The 17933-nt window shown below is 69.7% G+C and carries 17 protein-coding genes; 11 read left to right on the top strand and 6 right to left on the bottom strand.

Going from position 1 to position 17933, the window contains the following annotated elements; all coding sequences use genetic code 11:
* Positions 1-17 precede the first annotated feature (17 nt).
* The 4 genes from AC3WXD_RS21350 to AC3WXD_RS21335 form a co-directional block, all read right to left on the bottom strand.
* Entirely contained in the window at positions 18-452 is a 435-nt protein-coding gene (locus AC3WXD_RS21350) for a RidA family protein (protein WP_059411966.1), read from the bottom strand.
* Between the two features lie 51 nt (positions 453-503).
* Positions 504-2105: an MFS transporter gene (locus AC3WXD_RS21345; protein ID WP_492324644.1), complete on the bottom strand. Its 1602-nt coding sequence runs from the start codon at positions 2103-2105 to the stop codon at positions 504-506.
* A gap of 257 nt (positions 2106-2362) precedes the next feature.
* Complete coding sequence (locus AC3WXD_RS21340; protein WP_155888123.1) at positions 2363-2563, bottom strand: hypothetical protein; 201 nt, start codon at positions 2561-2563, stop codon at positions 2363-2365.
* Between the two features lie 59 nt (positions 2564-2622).
* Positions 2623-3384: a sulfite exporter TauE/SafE family protein gene (locus AC3WXD_RS21335; protein ID WP_492324643.1), complete on the bottom strand. Its 762-nt coding sequence runs from the start codon at positions 3382-3384 to the stop codon at positions 2623-2625.
* A gap of 92 nt (positions 3385-3476) precedes the next feature.
* Here AC3WXD_RS21335 and AC3WXD_RS21330 point away from each other — a divergent pair, with 92 nt between their 5' ends.
* Both AC3WXD_RS21330 and AC3WXD_RS21325 read left to right on the top strand, forming a co-directional pair.
* A complete protein-coding gene (locus AC3WXD_RS21330; RefSeq protein WP_492324642.1) occupies positions 3477-4379 on the top strand; it encodes a LysR family transcriptional regulator in 903 nt (300 codons plus the stop codon).
* A gap of 354 nt (positions 4380-4733) precedes the next feature.
* Positions 4734-5699 carry a Bug family tripartite tricarboxylate transporter substrate binding protein gene (locus tag AC3WXD_RS21325; protein ID WP_020203788.1) on the top strand — a complete coding sequence of 322 codons (966 nt, stop codon included), beginning with the start codon at positions 4734-4736 and terminating at the stop codon, positions 5697-5699.
* Between the two features lie 26 nt (positions 5700-5725).
* Here AC3WXD_RS21325 and AC3WXD_RS21320 read toward each other — a convergent pair whose 3' ends face one another.
* Positions 5726-6685, bottom strand: coding sequence for a LysR substrate-binding domain-containing protein (locus tag AC3WXD_RS21320; RefSeq protein ID WP_020203787.1), 960 nt, complete (start codon positions 6683-6685; stop codon positions 5726-5728).
* A gap of 118 nt (positions 6686-6803) precedes the next feature.
* Between AC3WXD_RS21320 and AC3WXD_RS21315 the strand changes: the two genes are divergently transcribed.
* From AC3WXD_RS21315 to AC3WXD_RS21290, 6 genes are all read left to right on the top strand, one after another.
* A complete protein-coding gene (locus tag AC3WXD_RS21315; protein ID WP_454733953.1) occupies positions 6804-8417 on the top strand; it encodes a hydantoinase B/oxoprolinase family protein in 1614 nt (537 codons plus the stop codon).
* 102 nt (positions 8418-8519) lie between these two features.
* Positions 8520-10694 carry a hydantoinase/oxoprolinase family protein gene (locus AC3WXD_RS21310; RefSeq protein WP_020203785.1) on the top strand — a complete coding sequence of 725 codons (2175 nt, stop codon included), beginning with the start codon at positions 8520-8522 and terminating at the stop codon, positions 10692-10694.
* Positions 10678-11472, top strand: a complete 795-nt coding sequence (locus AC3WXD_RS21305) for an enoyl-CoA hydratase (RefSeq protein ID WP_020203784.1) — start codon at positions 10678-10680, stop codon at positions 11470-11472. Before AC3WXD_RS21310 ends, AC3WXD_RS21305 begins: the two co-directional genes overlap by 17 nt.
* A gap of 10 nt (positions 11473-11482) precedes the next feature.
* Positions 11483-12748: a CaiB/BaiF CoA transferase family protein gene (locus tag AC3WXD_RS21300; protein WP_020203783.1), complete on the top strand. Its 1266-nt coding sequence runs from the start codon at positions 11483-11485 to the stop codon at positions 12746-12748.
* 40 nt (positions 12749-12788) lie between these two features.
* Positions 12789-13226 carry an acyl-CoA thioesterase gene (locus tag AC3WXD_RS21295; protein ID WP_020203782.1) on the top strand — a complete coding sequence of 146 codons (438 nt, stop codon included), beginning with the start codon at positions 12789-12791 and terminating at the stop codon, positions 13224-13226.
* A 39-nt stretch (positions 13227-13265) separates the two neighbouring features.
* A complete protein-coding gene (locus AC3WXD_RS21290; protein ID WP_059412046.1) occupies positions 13266-13679 on the top strand; it encodes a VOC family protein in 414 nt (137 codons plus the stop codon).
* Positions 13680-13746: 67 nt separating this feature from the next.
* Here the strand turns inward: AC3WXD_RS21290 and AC3WXD_RS21285 are convergent, their stop codons facing one another.
* Positions 13747-15303, bottom strand: coding sequence for a methyl-accepting chemotaxis protein (locus AC3WXD_RS21285; protein WP_020423826.1), 1557 nt, complete (start codon positions 15301-15303; stop codon positions 13747-13749).
* 382 nt (positions 15304-15685) lie between these two features.
* On the opposite strand from AC3WXD_RS21285, the gene AC3WXD_RS21280 reads away from it, so the two are divergent.
* The 3 genes from AC3WXD_RS21280 to AC3WXD_RS21270 all read left to right on the top strand — a co-directional run bounded on the left by AC3WXD_RS21280 (position 15686) and on the right by AC3WXD_RS21270 (position 17850).
* The gene (locus AC3WXD_RS21280) at positions 15686-16321 is read left to right on the top strand and encodes a PepSY-associated TM helix domain-containing protein (protein ID WP_059411961.1); all 636 of its coding nucleotides are present in this window, start codon (positions 15686-15688) and stop codon (positions 16319-16321) included.
* A gap of 110 nt (positions 16322-16431) precedes the next feature.
* Entirely contained in the window at positions 16432-16956 is a 525-nt protein-coding gene (locus AC3WXD_RS21275) for a DUF2271 domain-containing protein (RefSeq protein ID WP_029043772.1), read from the top strand.
* A 66-nt stretch (positions 16957-17022) separates the two neighbouring features.
* Positions 17023-17850 (top strand): DUF4198 domain-containing protein, encoded by an 828-nt coding sequence (locus AC3WXD_RS21270; RefSeq protein WP_492324641.1) that lies wholly within the window; start codon positions 17023-17025, stop codon positions 17848-17850.
* The last annotated feature ends 83 nt before the right edge of the window (positions 17851-17933 follow it).

Here is a 17933-nt window from a genome sequence, read left to right as displayed (position 1 = left end):
GGTTCTTCCTGGCTTGGTCACTGCGCCTGCGCGCGCGGGGCGTAGGCGATGGCTTTGATCTCGATGGTCAGCAGCGGGTGCGGCAACTGATGCACGGCCACCGTCGTGCGCGTGGGGCCGCCCTCGTCGAAGTACTCGGCATACACTTCGTTATAGCCGCCGAAGTCGTGCATGCTGACCAGGAAGGCGGTGATCTCCACCACATTGCGCAGGTCGGCTCCTTCCGCGCGCAGGATGTCGCGGATGTTCTCGATCACCGCGCGCGTCTGCTGCCGGATGTCGACCGACGCGGTGCCGAATTCGTCCGCCGACGCCCCGGCGAAACTGTTGTCCGGCCGCCGCGAGCTGGTGCCCGAGACGAAGAGGAAATCGCCGGCGCGCACCACGTGCGGGAATCGCCCGCGTGGCGTGGCCTTACCTTGCACTAGTCGTGCCTGACTGGACTGCGTCATGGAGTTGCTCCGATGGGTTGAATGCCGGGAATGCCGCTTCACGGGTTCGCGTCACTGGTTCACGTCGACGTCCTTGGTCTCCTTCAGCAGGAACATGCCGAGGACCACCGAGACGCCGCCGACGACGATCGCGTACCACAGGCCGCCCAGCACGTCGCCCGACCTGACGGCGAGCGCGGTCGACATGAAGGGGGCCAGCCCGCCGAAGTAGCCCGCGCCGATGTTGTACGGAATGGAGATCGAGGTGTAGCGGATGGCCGCCGGGAACAGCTCCACGTAATAGGCGGACATCGGGCCGTAGGCCATCGCGCCCCAGATCATCAGCAGGAACAGCAGCGCGTACATCGCCGGGCGGTCGATCGCCTTGTCGTCGGCGGCGCCCGGATAACCCGCGGCCGCCAGCGCCTCCTTGTAGGCTTTCGCGTCGAAGCCCTTGAGCGGCGCGTCGCCGACGTACGTGACCAGCGGCTCGCCGGCCAGGCCGGGCTCCACGCGGTAGGACAGGCCGGCCTGGGTCAGGAAGTCGCGCGCCTTGTCGCACGGCGTGCCGGCATCGGAGAACAGGCCGCCCGAGCAGTCCGAGGCGACCACGCGGATGGCGACGGACTGCCGGAACTGCGCGAGCGCGGGATTCACGGCCTTGCTCAGTTGCGAGAAGATCGGCATGAACGTCAGCACCGCCATGCCGCAGCCGATCAGCACGATCCACTTGCGCCCGACCTTGTCCGACAGCCAGCCGAAGAACACGTAGAGCGGCAGCGAGAAGATCAGCGCGACGACGAGATAGCCGTAGGCGTCGCTGGCCGGCACCTTCAGCGTGGACGTGAGGAAATACAGCACGTAGAAGTTGCAGGTGTACCAGACCACGCCGACGGCGGCCTGCGCGCCGAACAGCATGGCCAGCATGCGCCGCACGTTCTGGCCGACCATCAGGCTGTCGCGCAGCGGCGCGCTCGAGGTCCGGTTCTCCGCCTTCATGCGCTTGAAGACCGGCGATTCCGACAGCGTCGTGCGGATGTAGGTCGACACGGCCAGCAGGAGCAGCGAGGCCAGGAACGGCACGCGCCAGCCCCACGCGGCAAAGTCTTCCGCCGAGATCCAGCCGCGGCAGATCTGCGTGACCGCGAGCGACAGCAGGAAGCCGAAGGTCGCCGTGGTCTGGAGCCAGCCGGTCGCGTAGCCGCGGCGGCCCGAGGGCGTGTGTTCGGCGATGTAGGCGGCCGCGCCGCCGTACTCGCCGCCCAGCGCCAGCCCTTGCAGCAAGCGCAGCACGACGAGGATGGCGGGGGATGCCCAGCCGAGGGTTTCGTAGGAAGGCAGCAGGCCGATGCCCGCCGTCGAGATTCCCATCAAGACCACGGTGGCGAGAAAGGTGGCCTTGCGCCCGGCTTTGTCGCCGAAGCGGCCGAATACGACGGCACCGAGTGGCCGGATAATAAAGCCGATGCCAAATGTCGCCAGCGATGCCAGATAACTGGCAGTCGAATTACCGGCCGGAAAGAAATGTGACGAAAAGAAAATCGCCAGGCTTCCGTAAAGGAAAAAGTCGTACCATTCCAGCACGGTGCCGACGCACGCGCCTGCGACTACCTTGATCTCTTCCCGCCTGGCGGTGCCGCGCGTTCGCACGTCCGCTGTCAGTTCGCTGCTCATTCGAATCTCCTCCACTATCGGCCACGGACTACGGAGCGCCGTTGCTACCGTTGAGGGAGAGTCTAAAAGCTGCATTTGGACGGCCATAATCAATCCTGCGGCCGCTGATATTCCATGCCGTTATATCAGTTCGCCGGCGGCGATGCCGGCCGTATTTCCACGCACTTCCGCGATGCGCCGCGCTGGTGCGGATAAGGGAAATCCCTCCCCCGCGCTGCACCCGAAAAATGCCCGCGCTGCCGTGCGGCGGTATTGCGTCACGCCAATGGTGCAAATTGGCCTTTTACCGGCGCATCGAAAATGAAAATAAAAAAATGGTTGCGGGAATCCGGAAAAAGAAAAACATAAAGACGGCGCTGGAAAAAACGATCCGATTTCCCGCGCGAGGCAGTCGTCTTTTTACGAGCCGGCCGGCGCCAGGCATCGTGCCCGGACAGCCGAGGTAGCGCGGAAGGCATTTTTCCACTGCCGGGCGTCCTTGCTCGCGCAGGCGCCCGACCCCCCGCGCCGATCCCGCTTACAAATACCCGGGCAGGTAAGCCCGCGCGAAAAACGCCACGGTGATGCCGGCGGTGAGCGCCAGCGTGACCGCGCGCACCACGCGGGCCGGCGCCCGGCGGCCGATCTGCGCGCCCACGTAGCCGCCCACGGTGGCCGCGGCCAGCATCACCAGCGTGCTGGGCCAGTGGACCGCGCGCGCGGCCATGAAGATCACCACCGCCATCGCGTTGGCGGCGCTGACCAGCAGCGTGCGCGGCGCATTCAGGCTCTTGAGGTCGCGGCTGTCGAGCAGGCCCCAGACGGCCATCATCATGATGCCGACGGCGCCGCCGAAGTAGCCGCCGTAGACCCCGAGGCCGAACTGGACCGCGAGCACCGCCGCCGGGCGGATGCGCGCGCGCCGGCGCAGCCATTCGCCGAGCCGGCGCCCGCACGACAGCGCGAGGCTGGCCACCAGCAGCAGCCACGGCAGCACGAAGTCGAAGGTCTTCGCGGGCGTGTACAGCAGCAGCACGGCGCCGGCCACGCCGCCGGCGAGCGTGGCCAGCAGCAGCGGGCGCAGCGGCACCGTGCCCACCGGCCCGAGGTCGTCGCGGTAGGCCCACGCGCTGGCGAGGCCGCCCGGAAACAGCGCGACCGTGCTCGAAGCATTCGCCTGAACCGATGGCACGCCGGCCGCGATCAGGGCCGGCAGGCTGACGAACGAGCCGCCGCCGGCGAGGGCGTTCATGGCGCCGGCGGTCAGGCCGGCAAGCGAGAGCAGCAGGGTAGCGTCCATGCCAGGCATCGTAGGCGGGCGCCGGCGCGCGCGCAATCTGGCAATTCCGGTGCTAGGCTTCGGTTCAACCGAAATCCGGAAAGGCAACGACGATGCGCTTCGATCTCACCGACATGCGCCTGTTTCTCAGCGTCGTGGAGCACGGCAGCCTGACCCGCGGCGCGCGCGCCACCAATCTCGCGCTGGCCTCCGCGAGCGAGCGCGTCTCCGGCATGGAGGCCGCGCTGGGCGCGCCGCTGCTGGAGCGGACCCGGCGCGGCGTGCACACCACCGCGGCCGGCGACGCGCTGGTCCGGCACGCGCGCCTGATCCTGGGGCAGGTGGAGCAGATGCGCGGAGAGCTGCGCAGCTACGCCACCGGCCTCAAGGGGCGCGTGCGGCTGCTGTCCAACACGGCGGCGCTGGCCGCGCTGCTGCCGAGCCGCCTGCGCCGCTTCCTGGCGGCGTATCCCGATCTGTCGGTCGACCTCGAGGAGCAGCCCAGCGGCGAGATCGTGCGCGCGCTTGCCGACGGGCGCGCCGACCTGGGCATCGTGGCGGACATCGCCGACCTCGCCGCGCTGCAGACGCGCCTGCTCGCGCAGGACCAGCTGGTGGTGGTGGCCAGCGGCGCGCACCGCCTCGCCCGGCAGGCGCGCGTGGCGTTCGCCGACCTTGCCGGCGAGCCTTTCGTGGGACTGGCCGATGCCGCGCTGGAGATCCACCTCGGCGAGCGCGCGGCGCGGCTCGGGCGCCAGCTTGCCTATCGCGTGCGGCTGCGCAGCGTGGCGGATGTCGGCGCGATGGTCGAGGCGGGCGTCGGCATCGCGGTTCTTTCCGAAGCTTCCGCCGCGGAACTGCGCCGCCCGGGGCTGGCGCTGCTGCCGCTGTCGGAGCCGTGGGCGCTGCGGCAGCTGCATCTGTGCGCGCGCGACTTCGCCGCGCTGACGCCGCACGCGGGCCTGCTGGCGCGCCACCTGATGGCGGGCGACGCCACCGCGCCGGCGTTGCCGTAACCTCGCCGCGGGCCGCGCAAAGCGGCTTTCCCGCCGCGCCGGCGCGTGTTCCGGCGGCACCTATTGCGGGCGCGGGCCGCCCGCGCCGCCCTCTCCTGGTGCGGTATTTCCGGCGCGCCGCACCGCATGCGGGCAGCGCGCCGGAGCGCATATCCGCGCGACATACCCTGCGCGCCTAAAAGAATTGGGCAGCCACCGGGTGCGTCCATATATTGCTTCGCAGATCGCGAGATACCGGACCGAATCCGGAAGCCGCGTGCCGCCGGCCCGCGCCAGATCGATCGCATCCGAAGCGGAAATCCCGCCGCGCCGCGCGCGGGTTTTCCCCGGCAACTCACACATCAAGGCGAAACCATGAAGAAGATAGCGCTGGCCCTCATTGCGTCGATCAGCATTCTCGCGTCCTGTCCGGCATCGGCGCAGGGCTACCCGAACAAGTCCATCCGGCTGGTCGTGCCGCTCGCGCCGGGCGGCTCGGCCGACGTGCTGGGCCGCCTGCTCGCGCAGAAGCTCAGCGAGAAATACGGCCAGACCGTGGTGGTGGACAACCGGCCCGGCGTGGGCGGCAACATCGGCGCCGAGAACGTGGCGCGCTCGGCGCCGGACGGCTACACGCTGCTGTTCGGCACGATGGGCATCCACTCGACGTACCAGGTCTATCCGAAGCTGAACTACAACCCGTCGACCGAGCTCAAGCCGATCGTGATCCTGGCGGCCATGCCCAACGTGCTGGTGGTCTCGAAGAACGTGAAGCTCAAGGACACCGGGGCCATCATCAAGGACAGCGTCTCGCACCCGGACACGCTGTTCTTCGGCTCGGCCGGCTACGGCTCGTCGACGCACATGGCGGGCGAGCTGTTCAAGTACCAGTCGGGCGCGAAGATCTCGCACGTGCCGTACAAGGGCAGCGGCCCGGCGCTGACCGACCTGGTCGGCGGCCGCCTGCAGATGATGTTCGAGAACCTGCCCACCGCGCTGCCGCTGATCAACTCGGGCGCCATCCGCGCGGTGGCGGTGACGGGCCCCAGCCGCGCCGCCAGCCTGCCCAACGTGCCGACCATCGGCGAGGACGGCCTGTCGAGCTACGTGTTTACCGCGTGGTTTACGATCGCCGCGCCGGCCGGCACGCCCGACGACATCGTGCGCAAGCTCAACCACGACATCCGCGAGATCATGCAGGCGCCCGACATGCAGCCGCGCCTGGCGGAGATGGGCGTGATTCCCGGCAACAAGGACGTGAGCGCCACCAATGCCTTCATCGCCGCCGAGACCGCCAAGTTCGGCAAGGTCATCAAGGAAGCGCACATCGTGGCGAACTGATGCCGGCGCCGCGCATCATGCCGGTGTCAGCCCCAGACTTCCTCGAAGCGGTCGAGCGAGCGGTGCATGCGCTCGATGAAGCGCGCCGCGATGCGCGACGGCGAGGTGTCGAGCGCCGTGAGCAGCAGCAGCTCGACCGGAATGCGCGGCACGAAGCGCTTGACCACCAGGCCGGCCTTGCGCAGGTGCATGGCGGCGAACGGGCTCACCAGCGCCGCGCCGTTGCCCTGCATGGCGAGCAGGCACATGGTCATCGCATACGAGGTCTCGGCGATCACGCGCGGCGTGATGCCGGCCTCGCCGAACACCTGGTCGATGGCCGCGCGCGACGCGCTGTCGCGCGACGGCAGGATCAGCGGCTGGCCGCGCAGGTCCGCCACGCCGATCTCGCGCCTGGCGCCGAGCGGATGGCCCTTGCCCATCACGCACACGGTGTTGACCGAGACCAGCGGCTCGGCGCGCACGCCGGCGGTATCGACCGACTTCAGCGCGATGCCCAGGTCGACCTTGCCCGACACCACGCTGTGGCGGATCAGGCTGGAGTTCACGGTTTCGATCAGCACCTCGAGATTGGGCTCGGCCTGCAGGAATTCGGCGGTGATGCCGGCCAGCGGGCCCATGCCGAACGAGGGCAGGCTGCCGATGATGAGGCGCCCGCTGTGGCCGCCCTGCAGCTCGGCGATGGCCTGCGCCACGTGGTCCAGGCCCACGTAGGTGCGCTCGATGGTCTTGAACAGGATGTGCGCCTCGGGCGTCGGCACCAGCCGGCTCTTGCGCAGCTCGAACAACTGGATGCCGATGCTGTGCTGGAAGCGCGCGATCAGCTTGCTGATGACCGGCTGGGTGGTGTGCATGAGCACGGCGGCCTCGGTGGCGGTGCCGCGCAACATCACGGCGCGGAACGCCTCGAGCTCGTGGATCTTGAGCGTGGCGGTAGTGACCGGCCTGGCGGGGGCGGCGCGGTCGGGCGGCGAGTCTATGTTCATCTGGAATACCGTACCGGCAAAACAGCATTGGGAATACATAGTCTAAATCGGTACATTCGATTTGTGTCAACCAACCTGCGGCGGCACCACGATGGCGCCGCCGCGCCAGGGGAAAAAAATGAGTCAACGCTTTGACGCGGTCACACTGGAGCTGCTGTGGACCCGCATGATCTCGATCGTCGACGAGGCCGCCGCCGCGATGGTGCGGACTTCGTTCTCGACCATCGTGCGCGAGTCCAACGACTTCGCGTGCGTGCTGACCACCGCGGACGGCGCCTCGATCGCCCAGGCGACCAACAGCATTCCGTCGTTCATGAACACGATGCCGCGCACCATCCGCCATTTCCTGGCGGCGTTCCCGCTGCACACGCTGGAGCCGGGCGACATCCTCATCACCAACGACATCTGGCAGGGCACCGGGCACCTGCCCGACATCTCGGTGGCCAAGCCGATCTTCCGCGACGGCGTGGTGGTGGGCTGGGCCGGCTCGGTGGCGCACGCGCCGGACATCGGCGGGCGCATCCGCTCGGCCGACGCGCGCGAGGTGTTCGAGGAAGGCCTGCAGATCCCGATCATGAAGGTGGTGCGCAAGGGCGAGATCGACGCCACCTTCGAGGCCATCCTGCGCAAGAACGTGCGCGAGCCGGACCAGGTCATGGGCGACCTGTTCGCGCAGTTCACCGCGCTGCGCATGATCGAGACCCGCGTGCTCGACCTGATGGCCGAGCGCGGGCTCGATTCGCTCGGCGAGCTGGCCGGCGAGATCCACGCGCGCTCCGAGCAGGCCATGCGCGAGGCGATCCGCCGCCTGCCCGAGGGCGTGTACCGCCGCACGGCGATCAGCGACGGGCTCGACCAGCCGGTGCGGCTGGAGTTGACCATGACGGTCAAGGACGGCGAGATCACGGTCGACTACACCGGCACCGACGCGCAGGTGCCGCGCTCGATCAACGTCTGCCTGGCCTACACCATCGCCTACACCTGCTACGGGCTGCGCGCGGTGCTGCTGCCGAACGTGCCCAACAACGAAGGCGTGATGGCGCCGATCCGCGTGACCGCGCCCGAGGGCTGCATCCTCAATTCGAAGCCGCCCGCGGCCGGCGGCGCGCGCGCGCTGATCGGCCACTTCGTGCCGATGATGGTGATCGGCGCGCTGGCCGAGGCCATGCCCGAGCGCGCCATCGCCGCGGTGGGCTCGCCGCTGTGGTGCGTGAACCTGTCCGGCGTGCGCGAGAGCGGCACGCCCTTCACCAACCTGTTCTTCATGAACGGCGGCTACGGCGGCTCGCACAAGCAGGACGGCGCCAACGTGCTGTCCTGGCCGAGCAACATCTCGTCCACGCCGGTGGAGATGATCGAGCGCATGTCGCCGCTGCGGGTGCTCAGGCGCGAGCTGCGCGCCGACGGCGGCGGCGCCGGCAAGCATCGCGGCGGCACCGGCCAGGTGATCGCCTTCGAGAACCGCAACCGCACGCCGATCGTGGTCAGCTTCATGGCCGAGCGCACGCGCGCCGAGGCGGCGGCGCAGGGCCTGGACGGCGGCGAGCCGGGCAAGCCCGGCGCGGTGCTCATCGACGGCGTCGCGGTCAACCCGAAGGTGCAGCACGTGCTCGCGCCGGGGCAGGTGGTGGAGCTGCTCACGCCCGGCGGCGGCGGCTTCGGCCCGCCCGCCGAGCGCGACGACGCGCTGCGCGAGCGCGACCGGCTCGACGGCTACGTCAGCGCGCCGTGAGGCGTGTCCCGAGGCGCGCCCCGAAGCGTGCCACGCCAGGCATCCAAAGCATACGAAGCACATGAAGTACCTGAAGCACCTGAAGCAAACAGGGGAAACTCAATGACAGCAGCAAGCTACTCCCTCGGCATCGACATCGGGGGTACGTTCACCGACATCGTGGTCTACGACAGCGTGGGCAAGACCTCGGTCTCGCACAAGGAGCTGACCACGCCGAGCGCGCCGTACGAAGGCGTGATCCGCGGCGTGAAGACGCTGTTCGGGCGCGAAGGCATGGCGTTCGCCGACGTCCATCGCGTGATCCACGCCACCACGCTGTTTACCAACGCGCTGATCGAGCGCAAGGGCGCGCTCACCGGGCTCATCACCACCGCGGGCTTCCGCGACACGCTGGAGATGGCGCGCGAGCACAAGTACGAGCTGTTCGACCTCCACATCGAGCTGCCCAGGCCGATCGTGCCGCGCAGCCTGCGGCTCGAAGTCGACGAGCGCCTGGGCCCGGACGGCAGCGTGGAGCTGGCGCTCGACCCGGCCCAGGCGGTGGCGCAGGCCGGCCGGCTGGCGGCCGCGGGCGTGACCTCCATCGCCGTCGTGTTCCTGCACGCCTATGCCAATCCGGTCCACGAGGAAATGGCGCGCGCCGCGATCCAGGCGGCGTACCCCGAGCTGTTCGTGTCGATCTCGTCCGAGGTGTCGCGGCAGATCCGCGAGTACGAGCGCACCTCCACCACCGTGGCCAACGCCTACGTGAAGCCGCTGGCCGACGGCTATCTCGACCGGCTGACCAGCGAGATCGGGGCGCTCGGCATTGCCGCGCCGCTGTTCATGATGCTGTCCAACGGCGGCCTCACGCACGTGATGGAAGCCAAGCGCGTGCCGATCCAGCTGCTCGAGTCGGGCCCCGCGGCGGGCGCGCTGGCCGGCGCGTTCTTCGGCGCGCGCTCCGGCATCGGCGACGTGCTGGCGTTCGACATGGGCGGCACCACCGCCAAGCTGGCGGTGATCGACGGCGGCGTGCCCGTGATCGCCCACCACTTCGAGGCCAGCCGCGAGAAGCGGCTGACCGAGGGCAGCGGCCTGCCGCTGTCGATCTCCACCATCGAGCTGATCGAGATCGGCGCGGGCGGCGGCAGCATCGCGCACCTCGACGCGCTGGGCCTGCTCAAGGTCGGTCCCGAGAGCGCCAGCTCCACGCCGGGGCCGGCGTGCTACGGGCGCGGCGGCACGCAGCCGACCGTGACCGATGCCAACCTGGTGCTCGGCTTCCTCGACCCGGCTTCGTTCGCGGGCGGCACCATGACCATCGACGTGGCCCGCGCCGAGGACGCGATGCGCCCGCTGGCCGAGGCCTCGGGGCTGTCGGTGGCAGACTTCGCCTGGGGCATCTACTCCATCGTCAACGAGAACATGGCGGCGGCCGCGCGCGTGCACGTGGCCGAGCGCGGCCACCACGCCGGCAGGTTCGCGCTGCTGCTGACCGGCGGCGGCGGCCCGCTGCACGGCTGCGAAGTGGCGGCCCGGCTCGGCATCGAGCGCGTGCTGTGCCCGCCGGGCGCGGGCGTGGCGTCGGCGCTCGGCCTGCTGATGGCGCCGGCCCGCATCGACCGCATGCTCAGCGTGGGCTGGACGCTCGAGCGCGTCGACTGGGACGCGCTCGAGCAGGCCTACCGCGGCATCGAGCAGGACGCCTGCGCCGTGATCGACGCCACGCTGCCGGGCCAGAGCGGCGGCGCGGCCAGGCAGCGCGCGGCCGACCTGCGCTTCGCCGGCCAGGGCTTCGAGGTCATCACCGACCTGCCGGCCGGCCCCTACGGCGCCGCCACCTACCAGGCCATCCGCGATGCCTTCCTGCGCAGCTACCTGCAGACCTTCGGCCAGGTGCCGCCGGCCGGCGACATCGAGATCGTCAACATCCGCGTGGCGGTGTCGGTGACGCCGCAGGAAAGCGAGCTGAACGTGAAGATGGCGTCGATCTCGGGCGCGCAGGCCGCGCGCGGCACGCGCCGCATGTACCTGGGCGGGCGCGGCCAGTACGCCGAGGTGCCGGTCTACGAGCGCGAGGCGCTCGGCGTCGGGCAGGCCATCGCCGGCCCGGCCATCGTGCAGGAAGCCAGCTCCACGCTGATCCTGCCCGAGGGCGCGCGCGCCAGCGTGGACGCCAGCCTCAGCCTGCTGGTGCAGCTGGCCCAGCCCGCGCCCGCCGGCAAGTCCGAACCGCAATCCGCCGCCGGCGCGCCGGCGGCCAGCCACGAGAGGCAACATGAACACGCAGACTGAAAAGATCGTCGCCAGCAAGCGCGGCGCCATCGGCTGGCTGGTCTTCAACGACCCGCAGAAGCACAACGCCATCTCGATGGACATGGCCGAGGCCGTGCCCGGCGTGATGCGCGCGTTCGAGGACGACGACGAGATCCGCGCGGTGATCGTGCAGGGCGCCGGCGAGCGGGCCTTCGCCGCGGGCTCCAACATCTCGGCGTTCGGCGCCGTGCGCGACAGCGCCGCGCAGAACCACCACTACCACCAGACCAGCGAGCGCGCCTACGACGCGATCTACCAGTGCGCCAAGCCGACCATCGCGCTGATCAAGGGCTATTGCATCGGCGGCGGGCTCGACTTCGCCGCGAGCTGCGACATCCGCATCTGCTCGGACACCGCCAGCTTCGCCATTCCGGCGGGGCGCCTCGGCGTGGGCTACGGCTATGAAGGCCAGATCCGGCTCAACCGCATCGTCGGCCCCGCGCGCGGGCGCGACATCTTCTTCAGCGCGCGCCGCTACAACGCGCAGGAAGCGCTGGCGATGGGCCTGGTGCACGAGGTGGTGCCGCTGGCCGACATCGAGCGCCACGCGCTGGCCTACGCCGAGACCGTGGCCGCCAACGCGCCGCTGACGCTGCGCGCGATCAAGCGCGCCTACCTGGAGCTCGAGGCGGCGGCGCGCGCCACCGACATGACGGCCGCGCAGGCGCTGATCGACACGTGCTTCGGCAGCGACGACTACAAGGAAGGCCGCGCCGCGTTCGCGCAGAAGCGCGCGCCGGCCTTCACCGGAAAATGAGGGCAACGAGATGAACGCGAATGCCGAAATCAAGCCACATGCCGCGCCGCAGTCGGCCGGCCAGCCAGTGGATCAACCCGCCGGCCAGTCCGCGGGCAGGGAAGGGCCGCTGAAGCGGTTCCGCGTGCTGGACCTCACGCGCGTGCGCGCCGGCCCTACCTGCGTGCGCCAGTTCGCCGACTGGGGCGCGGACGTGATCAAGATCGAGAGCCCCGAGCACATGGAGGTCAGCGACGGCTGGGGCGGCCTGCGCGACGGCCCCGATTTCCAGAACCTGCATCGCAACAAGCGCTCGCTCACCATTAACCTGAAGGAGCCGAAGGGCCGGGAGATCTTCTACGAGCTGGTCAAGAATGCCGACGTGGTGGCCGAGAACTTCCGCCCGGACGTGAAGTTCCGGCTCGGCATCGACTACGAGTCGCTGCGCAAGATCAATCCGCGCATCGTCTACGCCAGCATCTCGGGCTTCGGCCAGGACGGCCCCTACGCCCGCCGGCCGGGCTTCGACCACATCGTGCAGGGCATGGGCGGGCTGATGTCCGTCACCGGCGACCCGGCGCACGGGCCGATGCGCACCGGCATCGCGGTGGCCGACGTGGGCTCCGGGCTCTATTGCGCGATGGCGATCATGACCGCGCTGCTGGAGCGCGAGTCGTCCGGGCAGGGCCAGTGGGTGCAGGTGTCGCTGCTGCAGTCGATGATCGCCATGCTGGATTTCCAGGCCGCGCGCTGGCTGTTCCTCGGCGAGATCCCGACCCAGCCCGGCAACAACCATCCGACCTCGATCCCCACCGGCGTGTACCCGACCCGCGACGGGCACATCAACATCGCGGCCGGCGAGCAGGCCATGTTCCTGCGGCTGTGCAAGGCGCTGGGGCGACCCGACCTGATGGAGCGCGAGCCGTACAGCACGGAGCAGGGGCGCTCGGACAACCGCGACGCGCTCAACGCCGAGCTGTCCGAGATCACGCGCCAGCGCACCTCGGCCGAATGGCTGGCGGCGATGGAAGAAGGGCAGGTGGCGGCCGGGCCGATCTACACGATGGACGAGGTGTTCGCCGACTCGCAGGTCCGGCACCTGGGCATCGCGCAGCCGGTGGAGCACAAGCGGCTCGGCACGGTGGAGGTGGTCGGCCAGCCGTTCACGCTCAGCCGCACGCCCAGCCGCGTGCGGACCTCGGCGCCGGACCGCGGCGAGCACACCGACGCCGTGCTCGGCGAGCTGCACTACGGCGCGGCCGAGATCGCCGCGCTGCGCGAGGCGGGCATCGTATGAGGCGGCGCCGCGCCATGCCGGCGGCGGCGCCGGGCGCGCCATGCTGAAGCTGGCCGACGATGGCGCGCCGCCGCCGCCGGCCCTGTTCACGCTGCGGCTGGCGGCGCGCTGGGGCGACCTCGACGCCGACGGCCGCGTCAACAACGTCACCATCCTGCGCTATGTCGAGGAAGCCCGCATGCAGCTCGCCGCGCGCCTGGCGCTGGCGCGCGAGGCCCCCGGCATGATGCCGGTGGTGGCGAGCCTCGGCTGCGTGTACCGCGCGCCGGTCGGCTATCCGTGCGAGCTCGACATCCGCGTCGGCTGCGGCCACGTCGGCCGCAGCAGCGTCGGCCTGACCTTCGAGATCGCCGACGCGGGATCGGGCGCGGCATACGCGAGCGCCTGCGTGACCTGGGTCTGGGTCGACAAGGTCTCGGAAAGGCCGGTCGAGATGCCCGCGGCCCTGCGACAATTCTGTCTGAACCATTCCACTTGATGAGCTTGCCCGACCATGCCTTCCGATAACGTCACCGCGCTGCAAAGCGTATTCCACCTGGCCCTGAACATCCGCGACCTCGACGAGGCGCGCCGCTTCTACGGCAAGGTGCTGGGCTGCACCGAAGGGCGCAGCACCCAGACCTGGGTCGACTTCGACTTCTTCGGCCACCAGTTGTCGCTGCACCTCGGCGAGCCGCTGACCACCGCGTGCACCGGCCGCGTGGGCGACAAGCTCGTGCCGATGCCGCACTTCGGCATCGCGCTGCTGCTGCCCGACTGGCGCGCGATGGCGGACCGCCTGGAAGCCGCCGGCATCGACTTCGTGCTCAAGCCGCAGGTCCGCTTCGCGGGCGAGCCCGGCGAGCAGTGGACCATGTTCTTCTACGACCCGTTCGGCAACCCGATCGAAGTCAAGGGCTTCAAGTCGTTCGAGGCCGTCTACGCGGCCTGATTGCGTGGCCTGATTGCGTGGCTTGACTACGCGGCCCGATTTGCCGCCCGATCCGCCGCCGCTGCCGTCAGGCCCCCGCCAGCCGGAACGCGCCGACCGCCTTGTGCAGGGCGTCGGCCTGGTCCTCGAGCGAGGCCGCGGCGGCGGCGGCCTGCTCCACCAGCGCCGCGTTCTGCTGCGCCATCTGGTCCATCTGCGTGACCGCCTGGTTGACCTGCTCGATGCCGCCGGTCTGCTCCTCGGTGGCCGCGCGCATCTCGCCCATCAGGTCGGTCACGCGCCTGACCGCTTCCACGATCTCGTGCATGGCCTGGCCGGCAGTCTCCACCAGCGCCGCGCCGTCGTCCACGCGCTGCGCCGAGTTGCCGATCAGCCCCTTGATCTCCTTGGCGGCGGTGGCGCTGCGCTGGGCCAGGCTGCGCACCTCGCCGGCCACCACCGCGAAGCCGCGGCCCTGGTCGCCGGCGCGCGCCGCTTCCACCGCGGCGTTGAGCGCCAGGATGTTGGTCTGGAAGGCGATGCCCTCGATCACGCCGATGATGTCCACCACCTTGCCCGAGGCCGCCTTGATCTCGCCCATCGTGCTGACCACCTGGCCGACGATCTCGCCGCCGCGCACCGCGATCTCCGAGGCGCCCTCGGCCAGCCGGCTGGCCTGGCGCGCGTTGTCGGCGCTCTGGCGCACGGTGCCGGTGAGCTGCTCCATGCTGGCCGCGGTCTGCTCCAGCGAGGCCGCCTGCTCCTCGCTGCGGCGCGACAGGTCCGAGTTGCCGGCGGCGATCTCGCGCGCCGCGTTGGCGATCGAGTCGGCCGAGCCGCGGATGCTGCCGATGGCGCCAGTCAGCCGGCCCTGCATCTGCTGCATGGCGAACAGCACGCTGTGGCGGTCCCCCTGCGCGGTGCGCACCTCGCCGGCGAGGTCGCCTTCGGCGATGCGCGCGGCGATCTGCGAAGTCAGCGCCGGCTCACCGCCAAGCTGCCTGTGCAGACCGTTGGCGATGCGCATCACCACCACCGTCATGACGGTGCCGATGGCCAGCAGCAACAGCAGCGACTTCAGCAGCGCATGGCGGAAGGCCGCGTCGATGTCGTCCAGGTAGACCCCGGCGATGAAGTTCCAGTCCCACGGCTTGAACATCGCCACGTAGCTCAGCTTGGGCTGCGGCGCCTCGGCGCCGGGCTTGGCCCACAGGTAATGCACGTAGCCGTGGCCCACGCCCTTGCCGATGGCGGCGATCTCGCGGAACAGGTAGGTGCCGTCGGGGTCCTTGAGGTCGCTCATGTTCTTGCCGTTCATCTCCGGCTTGAACGGGTGCATCGCCACCACCATGTCCGAATGCATCAGCGTGAAATAACCGTCCTCGCCGAAGCGCATCGCGCGCACGCGGTCCAGCGCCTGCTGCCGCGCTTCCTCCATCGGCAGCTTGCCGCTGCGTCCCAGCGCCTCGTATTCCTGCACCACCGACAGCGCGGTATCGGTCACATGGACCAGGTCCAGCTTGCGCTCCTCCAGGCGCAGGTCGCGCATCTGCCAGGCATCCCACAGCGTCAGGCCGAGCAGGCACAGCCAGCTCAGCAGCAACGGCAACAGCAGTTTCTTCCTCAGGCTAAGACGCGCCAGCATGTTTTCCTCTCCTCGTCTTTTTAGATATCGACTCACTCCACAGACGCCATAACGGCTGCTGCAAAGCCAAACTTGACGCGGCGCGACTAGGTGGTTTCCTCAAGTGCATCAAGCCTCGCGGCGGGGTACAGGGTAAGTGTGCACTGCCGCACAAACGATCCCGATGTGTTCTCGCCGGCACCCTGTAAGCTCCTGTAATCCGGTTGTCGCCGATCCTGTCCCGCCAGCCATTGCGGTTTCAAATGAGAACCATTATCCTTTCGGCTTGTTTGCCTGAAGCGTCACCTTGCATGGCGGCGCGACGCGCGCACGCTGGACGAGGCGGCCCCACGGGCGCCACCCAGGAAGGCACGGGGAGCTTGCCGCGCGCCGGAACACCGATATGACCGAAACCACGCTGGGCGCGGGCCAGCAACGCCGGGCCTTCTGGCTCAAACACCTGCATCAGTGGCACTGGATCAGCTCGGCGCTTTGCCTGATCGGCATGCTGCTGTTCGCCGTGACCGGATTCACGCTCAACCACGCCGGCCAGATCGAGGCAAAACCGAAGGTGGTCACGCGCACGGCGAACGCGCCGGCCGCGCTGACCGACGCGCTGCGCCAGGTCAAGCATGGCGACAAGGGCCCGGTGCCGCCGCAGCTGGCGGCGTGGCTGGCGGGCACGCTGGACATCGACGCCGCCGGCCGCGAGGCCGAGTGGTCGGGCGACGAGGTCTACGTGGCGCTGCCGCGCCCGGGCGGCGACGCCTGGGTCAGCCTGGCGCTGGACAGCGGCGAGGCGCAGTACGAGCAGACCAGCCGCGGCTGGATCTCCTACCTGAACGACCTGCACAAGGGCCGCAACACGGGCCGCGCCTGGAGCCTGTTCCTCGACGTGTTCGCCGCGGCCTGCCTGATCTTCAGCGTCACCGGGCTGTTCCTGCTCAAGCTGCACGCGGGCGGGCGCATGGCGACGTGGCCGCTGGTCGGCCTGGGGCTGGCGGCGCCGCTGGTGCTGGCCCTGCTGTTCATTCACTGAACGCGCGGGCCTTCCAGCCGCCTGTCATCGCCCGCAACCGGATTCAACCGCTTTCAACGCTTTCAACGCTTTCCATCTTCACCTTCAGCAGCTAACAACGAGGTTTCGCTATGCGCCGATTGCTCACCGTCACTCTCACCGGCCTCGCCGCGGCACCGTTCGCCGCGCCGGCCGTGGCGGCCGAAATGAACGTCAAGGTCGAGATCCCGCGCCTGAACGTCGCGGAATACCACAAGCCCTACGTCTCGATCTGGATCGAGCGCGCCGACCAGAGCCCGGCCGCCACGCTGGCGGTCTGGTACGACGTCAAGCACAAGGACGGCGAAGGCACCAAGTGGCTCAAGGACATGCGCCAGTGGTGGCGCAAGGCCGGGCGCGACATGCAGATGCCGGCCGACGGCATCTCGGGCGCCACGCGCGCCGCCGGCGAGCACACGCTCACTTTCACCGACGGCAAGGCGCCGCTGGGCAAGCTGCCGGCCGGCGACTACCAACTGGTGGTCGAGGCCGCGCGCGAAGTGGGCGGCCGCGAACTGCTGCGCGTGCCGTTCGCGTGGCCGCCCAAGGCGGCCGCCTCGGCCAAGGCCGCGGGCGCGCACGAGCTCGGCACCGTCACGGTCGACCTCAAGCCCTGACGCGCCCGCGCGCCCGCCCGCCTTATTCCGTTTCCGATCTCTGGCCGCACTTCTAGGAGCATGACGATGAAGACTATCGCCACCAAACTGTCCGTCCGCGCCGCCGCGCTGGCCCTGGCCGCGCTGATGCCGCTGGCCGCCCACGCCCACCGCCAGTGGCTGCTGCCGTCGGCCACCGTGCTGTCGGGCAGCGATCCGTGGGTGACCGTGGACGCCGCCGTGTCGAACGACCTGTTCTACTTCGAGCATTTCCCGCTGCGCCTGGACAACCTCGCCGTGACCGCGCCCGACGGCGCCGCCGCCAAGGTCGAGAACGCCGGCACCGGCCGCTACCGCAGCACCTTCGACGTGCACCTGACCCAGCCCGGCACCTACAAGGTGGCGGTGGTCAACCGCGGCCTGTTCGCCAGCTACAAGGACGGCAACGGCCAGACCAAGCGCTGGCGCGGCACGGCCGAGACCTTCGCCAAGGAAGTGCCGGCCGGCGCCCAGGACCTGCAAGTGACGCAGGCCGACAGCCGCGTGGAAGCCTTCGTCACCGCCGGCAAGCCGAGCGCCAGGGTGCTGCAGACCACCGGCGTCGGCCTCGAGCTGGCGCCGGTCACGCACCCGAACGACCTCGTCGCCGGCGACGCCGCCAGCTTCCGCCTGCTGCTCGACGGCAAGCCCGCCGCCAACGTCAAGGTGGCCGTGGTGCCGGGCGGCATCCGCTACCGCGACCAGTTGCAGGAGATCGCGCTCACCACCGACGCCGACGGCAAGTTCAGCGTCAAGTGGCCGGCGCCGGGCATGTACTGGATGGAAGCCGAGGTGCGCGACGACAAGGCCGCCGTCAAGGAAGCCAAGATCCGCCGCGCCAGCTACGCGGCCACCGTGGAAGTGCTGCCGCAGTAAGCAGCGCCCCGCCCGAGCGGGCCGCCCGGCGCAAGTCCGGCGACCCGCGCAAGCCACAGGCCCCCAGCGGGCTTTTTGCGTTT

The sequence above is a fragment of the Cupriavidus sp. FW216-B1 genome (genome assembly GCF_058789195.1).
Note: the sequence above shows the minus strand (reverse complement) of the source record. Positions and strands in the feature narration are given on the sequence as shown.

Coding starts and splice junctions, on each gene's coding strand:
- AC3WXD_RS21345 (WP_492324644.1), bottom strand. CDS start 2,105: ATGAGCAGCGAACTGACAGCGGACGTGCGAACGCGCGGCACCGCCAGG.
- AC3WXD_RS21305 (WP_020203784.1), top strand. CDS start 10,678: ATGAACACGCAGACTGAAAAGATCGTCGCCAGCAAGCGCGGCGCCATC.
- AC3WXD_RS21300 (WP_020203783.1), top strand. CDS start 11,483: ATGAACGCGAATGCCGAAATCAAGCCACATGCCGCGCCGCAGTCGGCC.
- AC3WXD_RS21310 (WP_020203785.1), top strand. CDS start 8,520: ATGACAGCAGCAAGCTACTCCCTCGGCATCGACATCGGGGGTACGTTC.
- AC3WXD_RS21320 (WP_020203787.1), bottom strand. CDS start 6,685: ATGAACATAGACTCGCCGCCCGACCGCGCCGCCCCCGCCAGGCCGGTC.
- AC3WXD_RS21330 (WP_492324642.1), top strand. CDS start 3,477: ATGCGCTTCGATCTCACCGACATGCGCCTGTTTCTCAGCGTCGTGGAG.
- AC3WXD_RS21270 (WP_492324641.1), top strand. CDS start 17,023: ATGAAGACTATCGCCACCAAACTGTCCGTCCGCGCCGCCGCGCTGGCC.
- AC3WXD_RS21315 (WP_454733953.1), top strand. CDS start 6,804: ATGAGTCAACGCTTTGACGCGGTCACACTGGAGCTGCTGTGGACCCGC.
- AC3WXD_RS21280 (WP_059411961.1), top strand. CDS start 15,686: ATGACCGAAACCACGCTGGGCGCGGGCCAGCAACGCCGGGCCTTCTGG.
- AC3WXD_RS21295 (WP_020203782.1), top strand. CDS start 12,789: ATGCTGAAGCTGGCCGACGATGGCGCGCCGCCGCCGCCGGCCCTGTTC.
- AC3WXD_RS21335 (WP_492324643.1), bottom strand. CDS start 3,384: ATGGACGCTACCCTGCTGCTCTCGCTTGCCGGCCTGACCGCCGGCGCC.
- AC3WXD_RS21350 (WP_059411966.1), bottom strand. CDS start 452: ATGACGCAGTCCAGTCAGGCACGACTAGTGCAAGGTAAGGCCACGCCA.
- AC3WXD_RS21275 (WP_029043772.1), top strand. CDS start 16,432: ATGCGCCGATTGCTCACCGTCACTCTCACCGGCCTCGCCGCGGCACCG.
- AC3WXD_RS21285 (WP_020423826.1), bottom strand. CDS start 15,303: ATGCTGGCGCGTCTTAGCCTGAGGAAGAAACTGCTGTTGCCGTTGCTG.
- AC3WXD_RS21325 (WP_020203788.1), top strand. CDS start 4,734: ATGAAGAAGATAGCGCTGGCCCTCATTGCGTCGATCAGCATTCTCGCG.
- AC3WXD_RS21340 (WP_155888123.1), bottom strand. CDS start 2,563: ATGCCTTCCGCGCTACCTCGGCTGTCCGGGCACGATGCCTGGCGCCGG.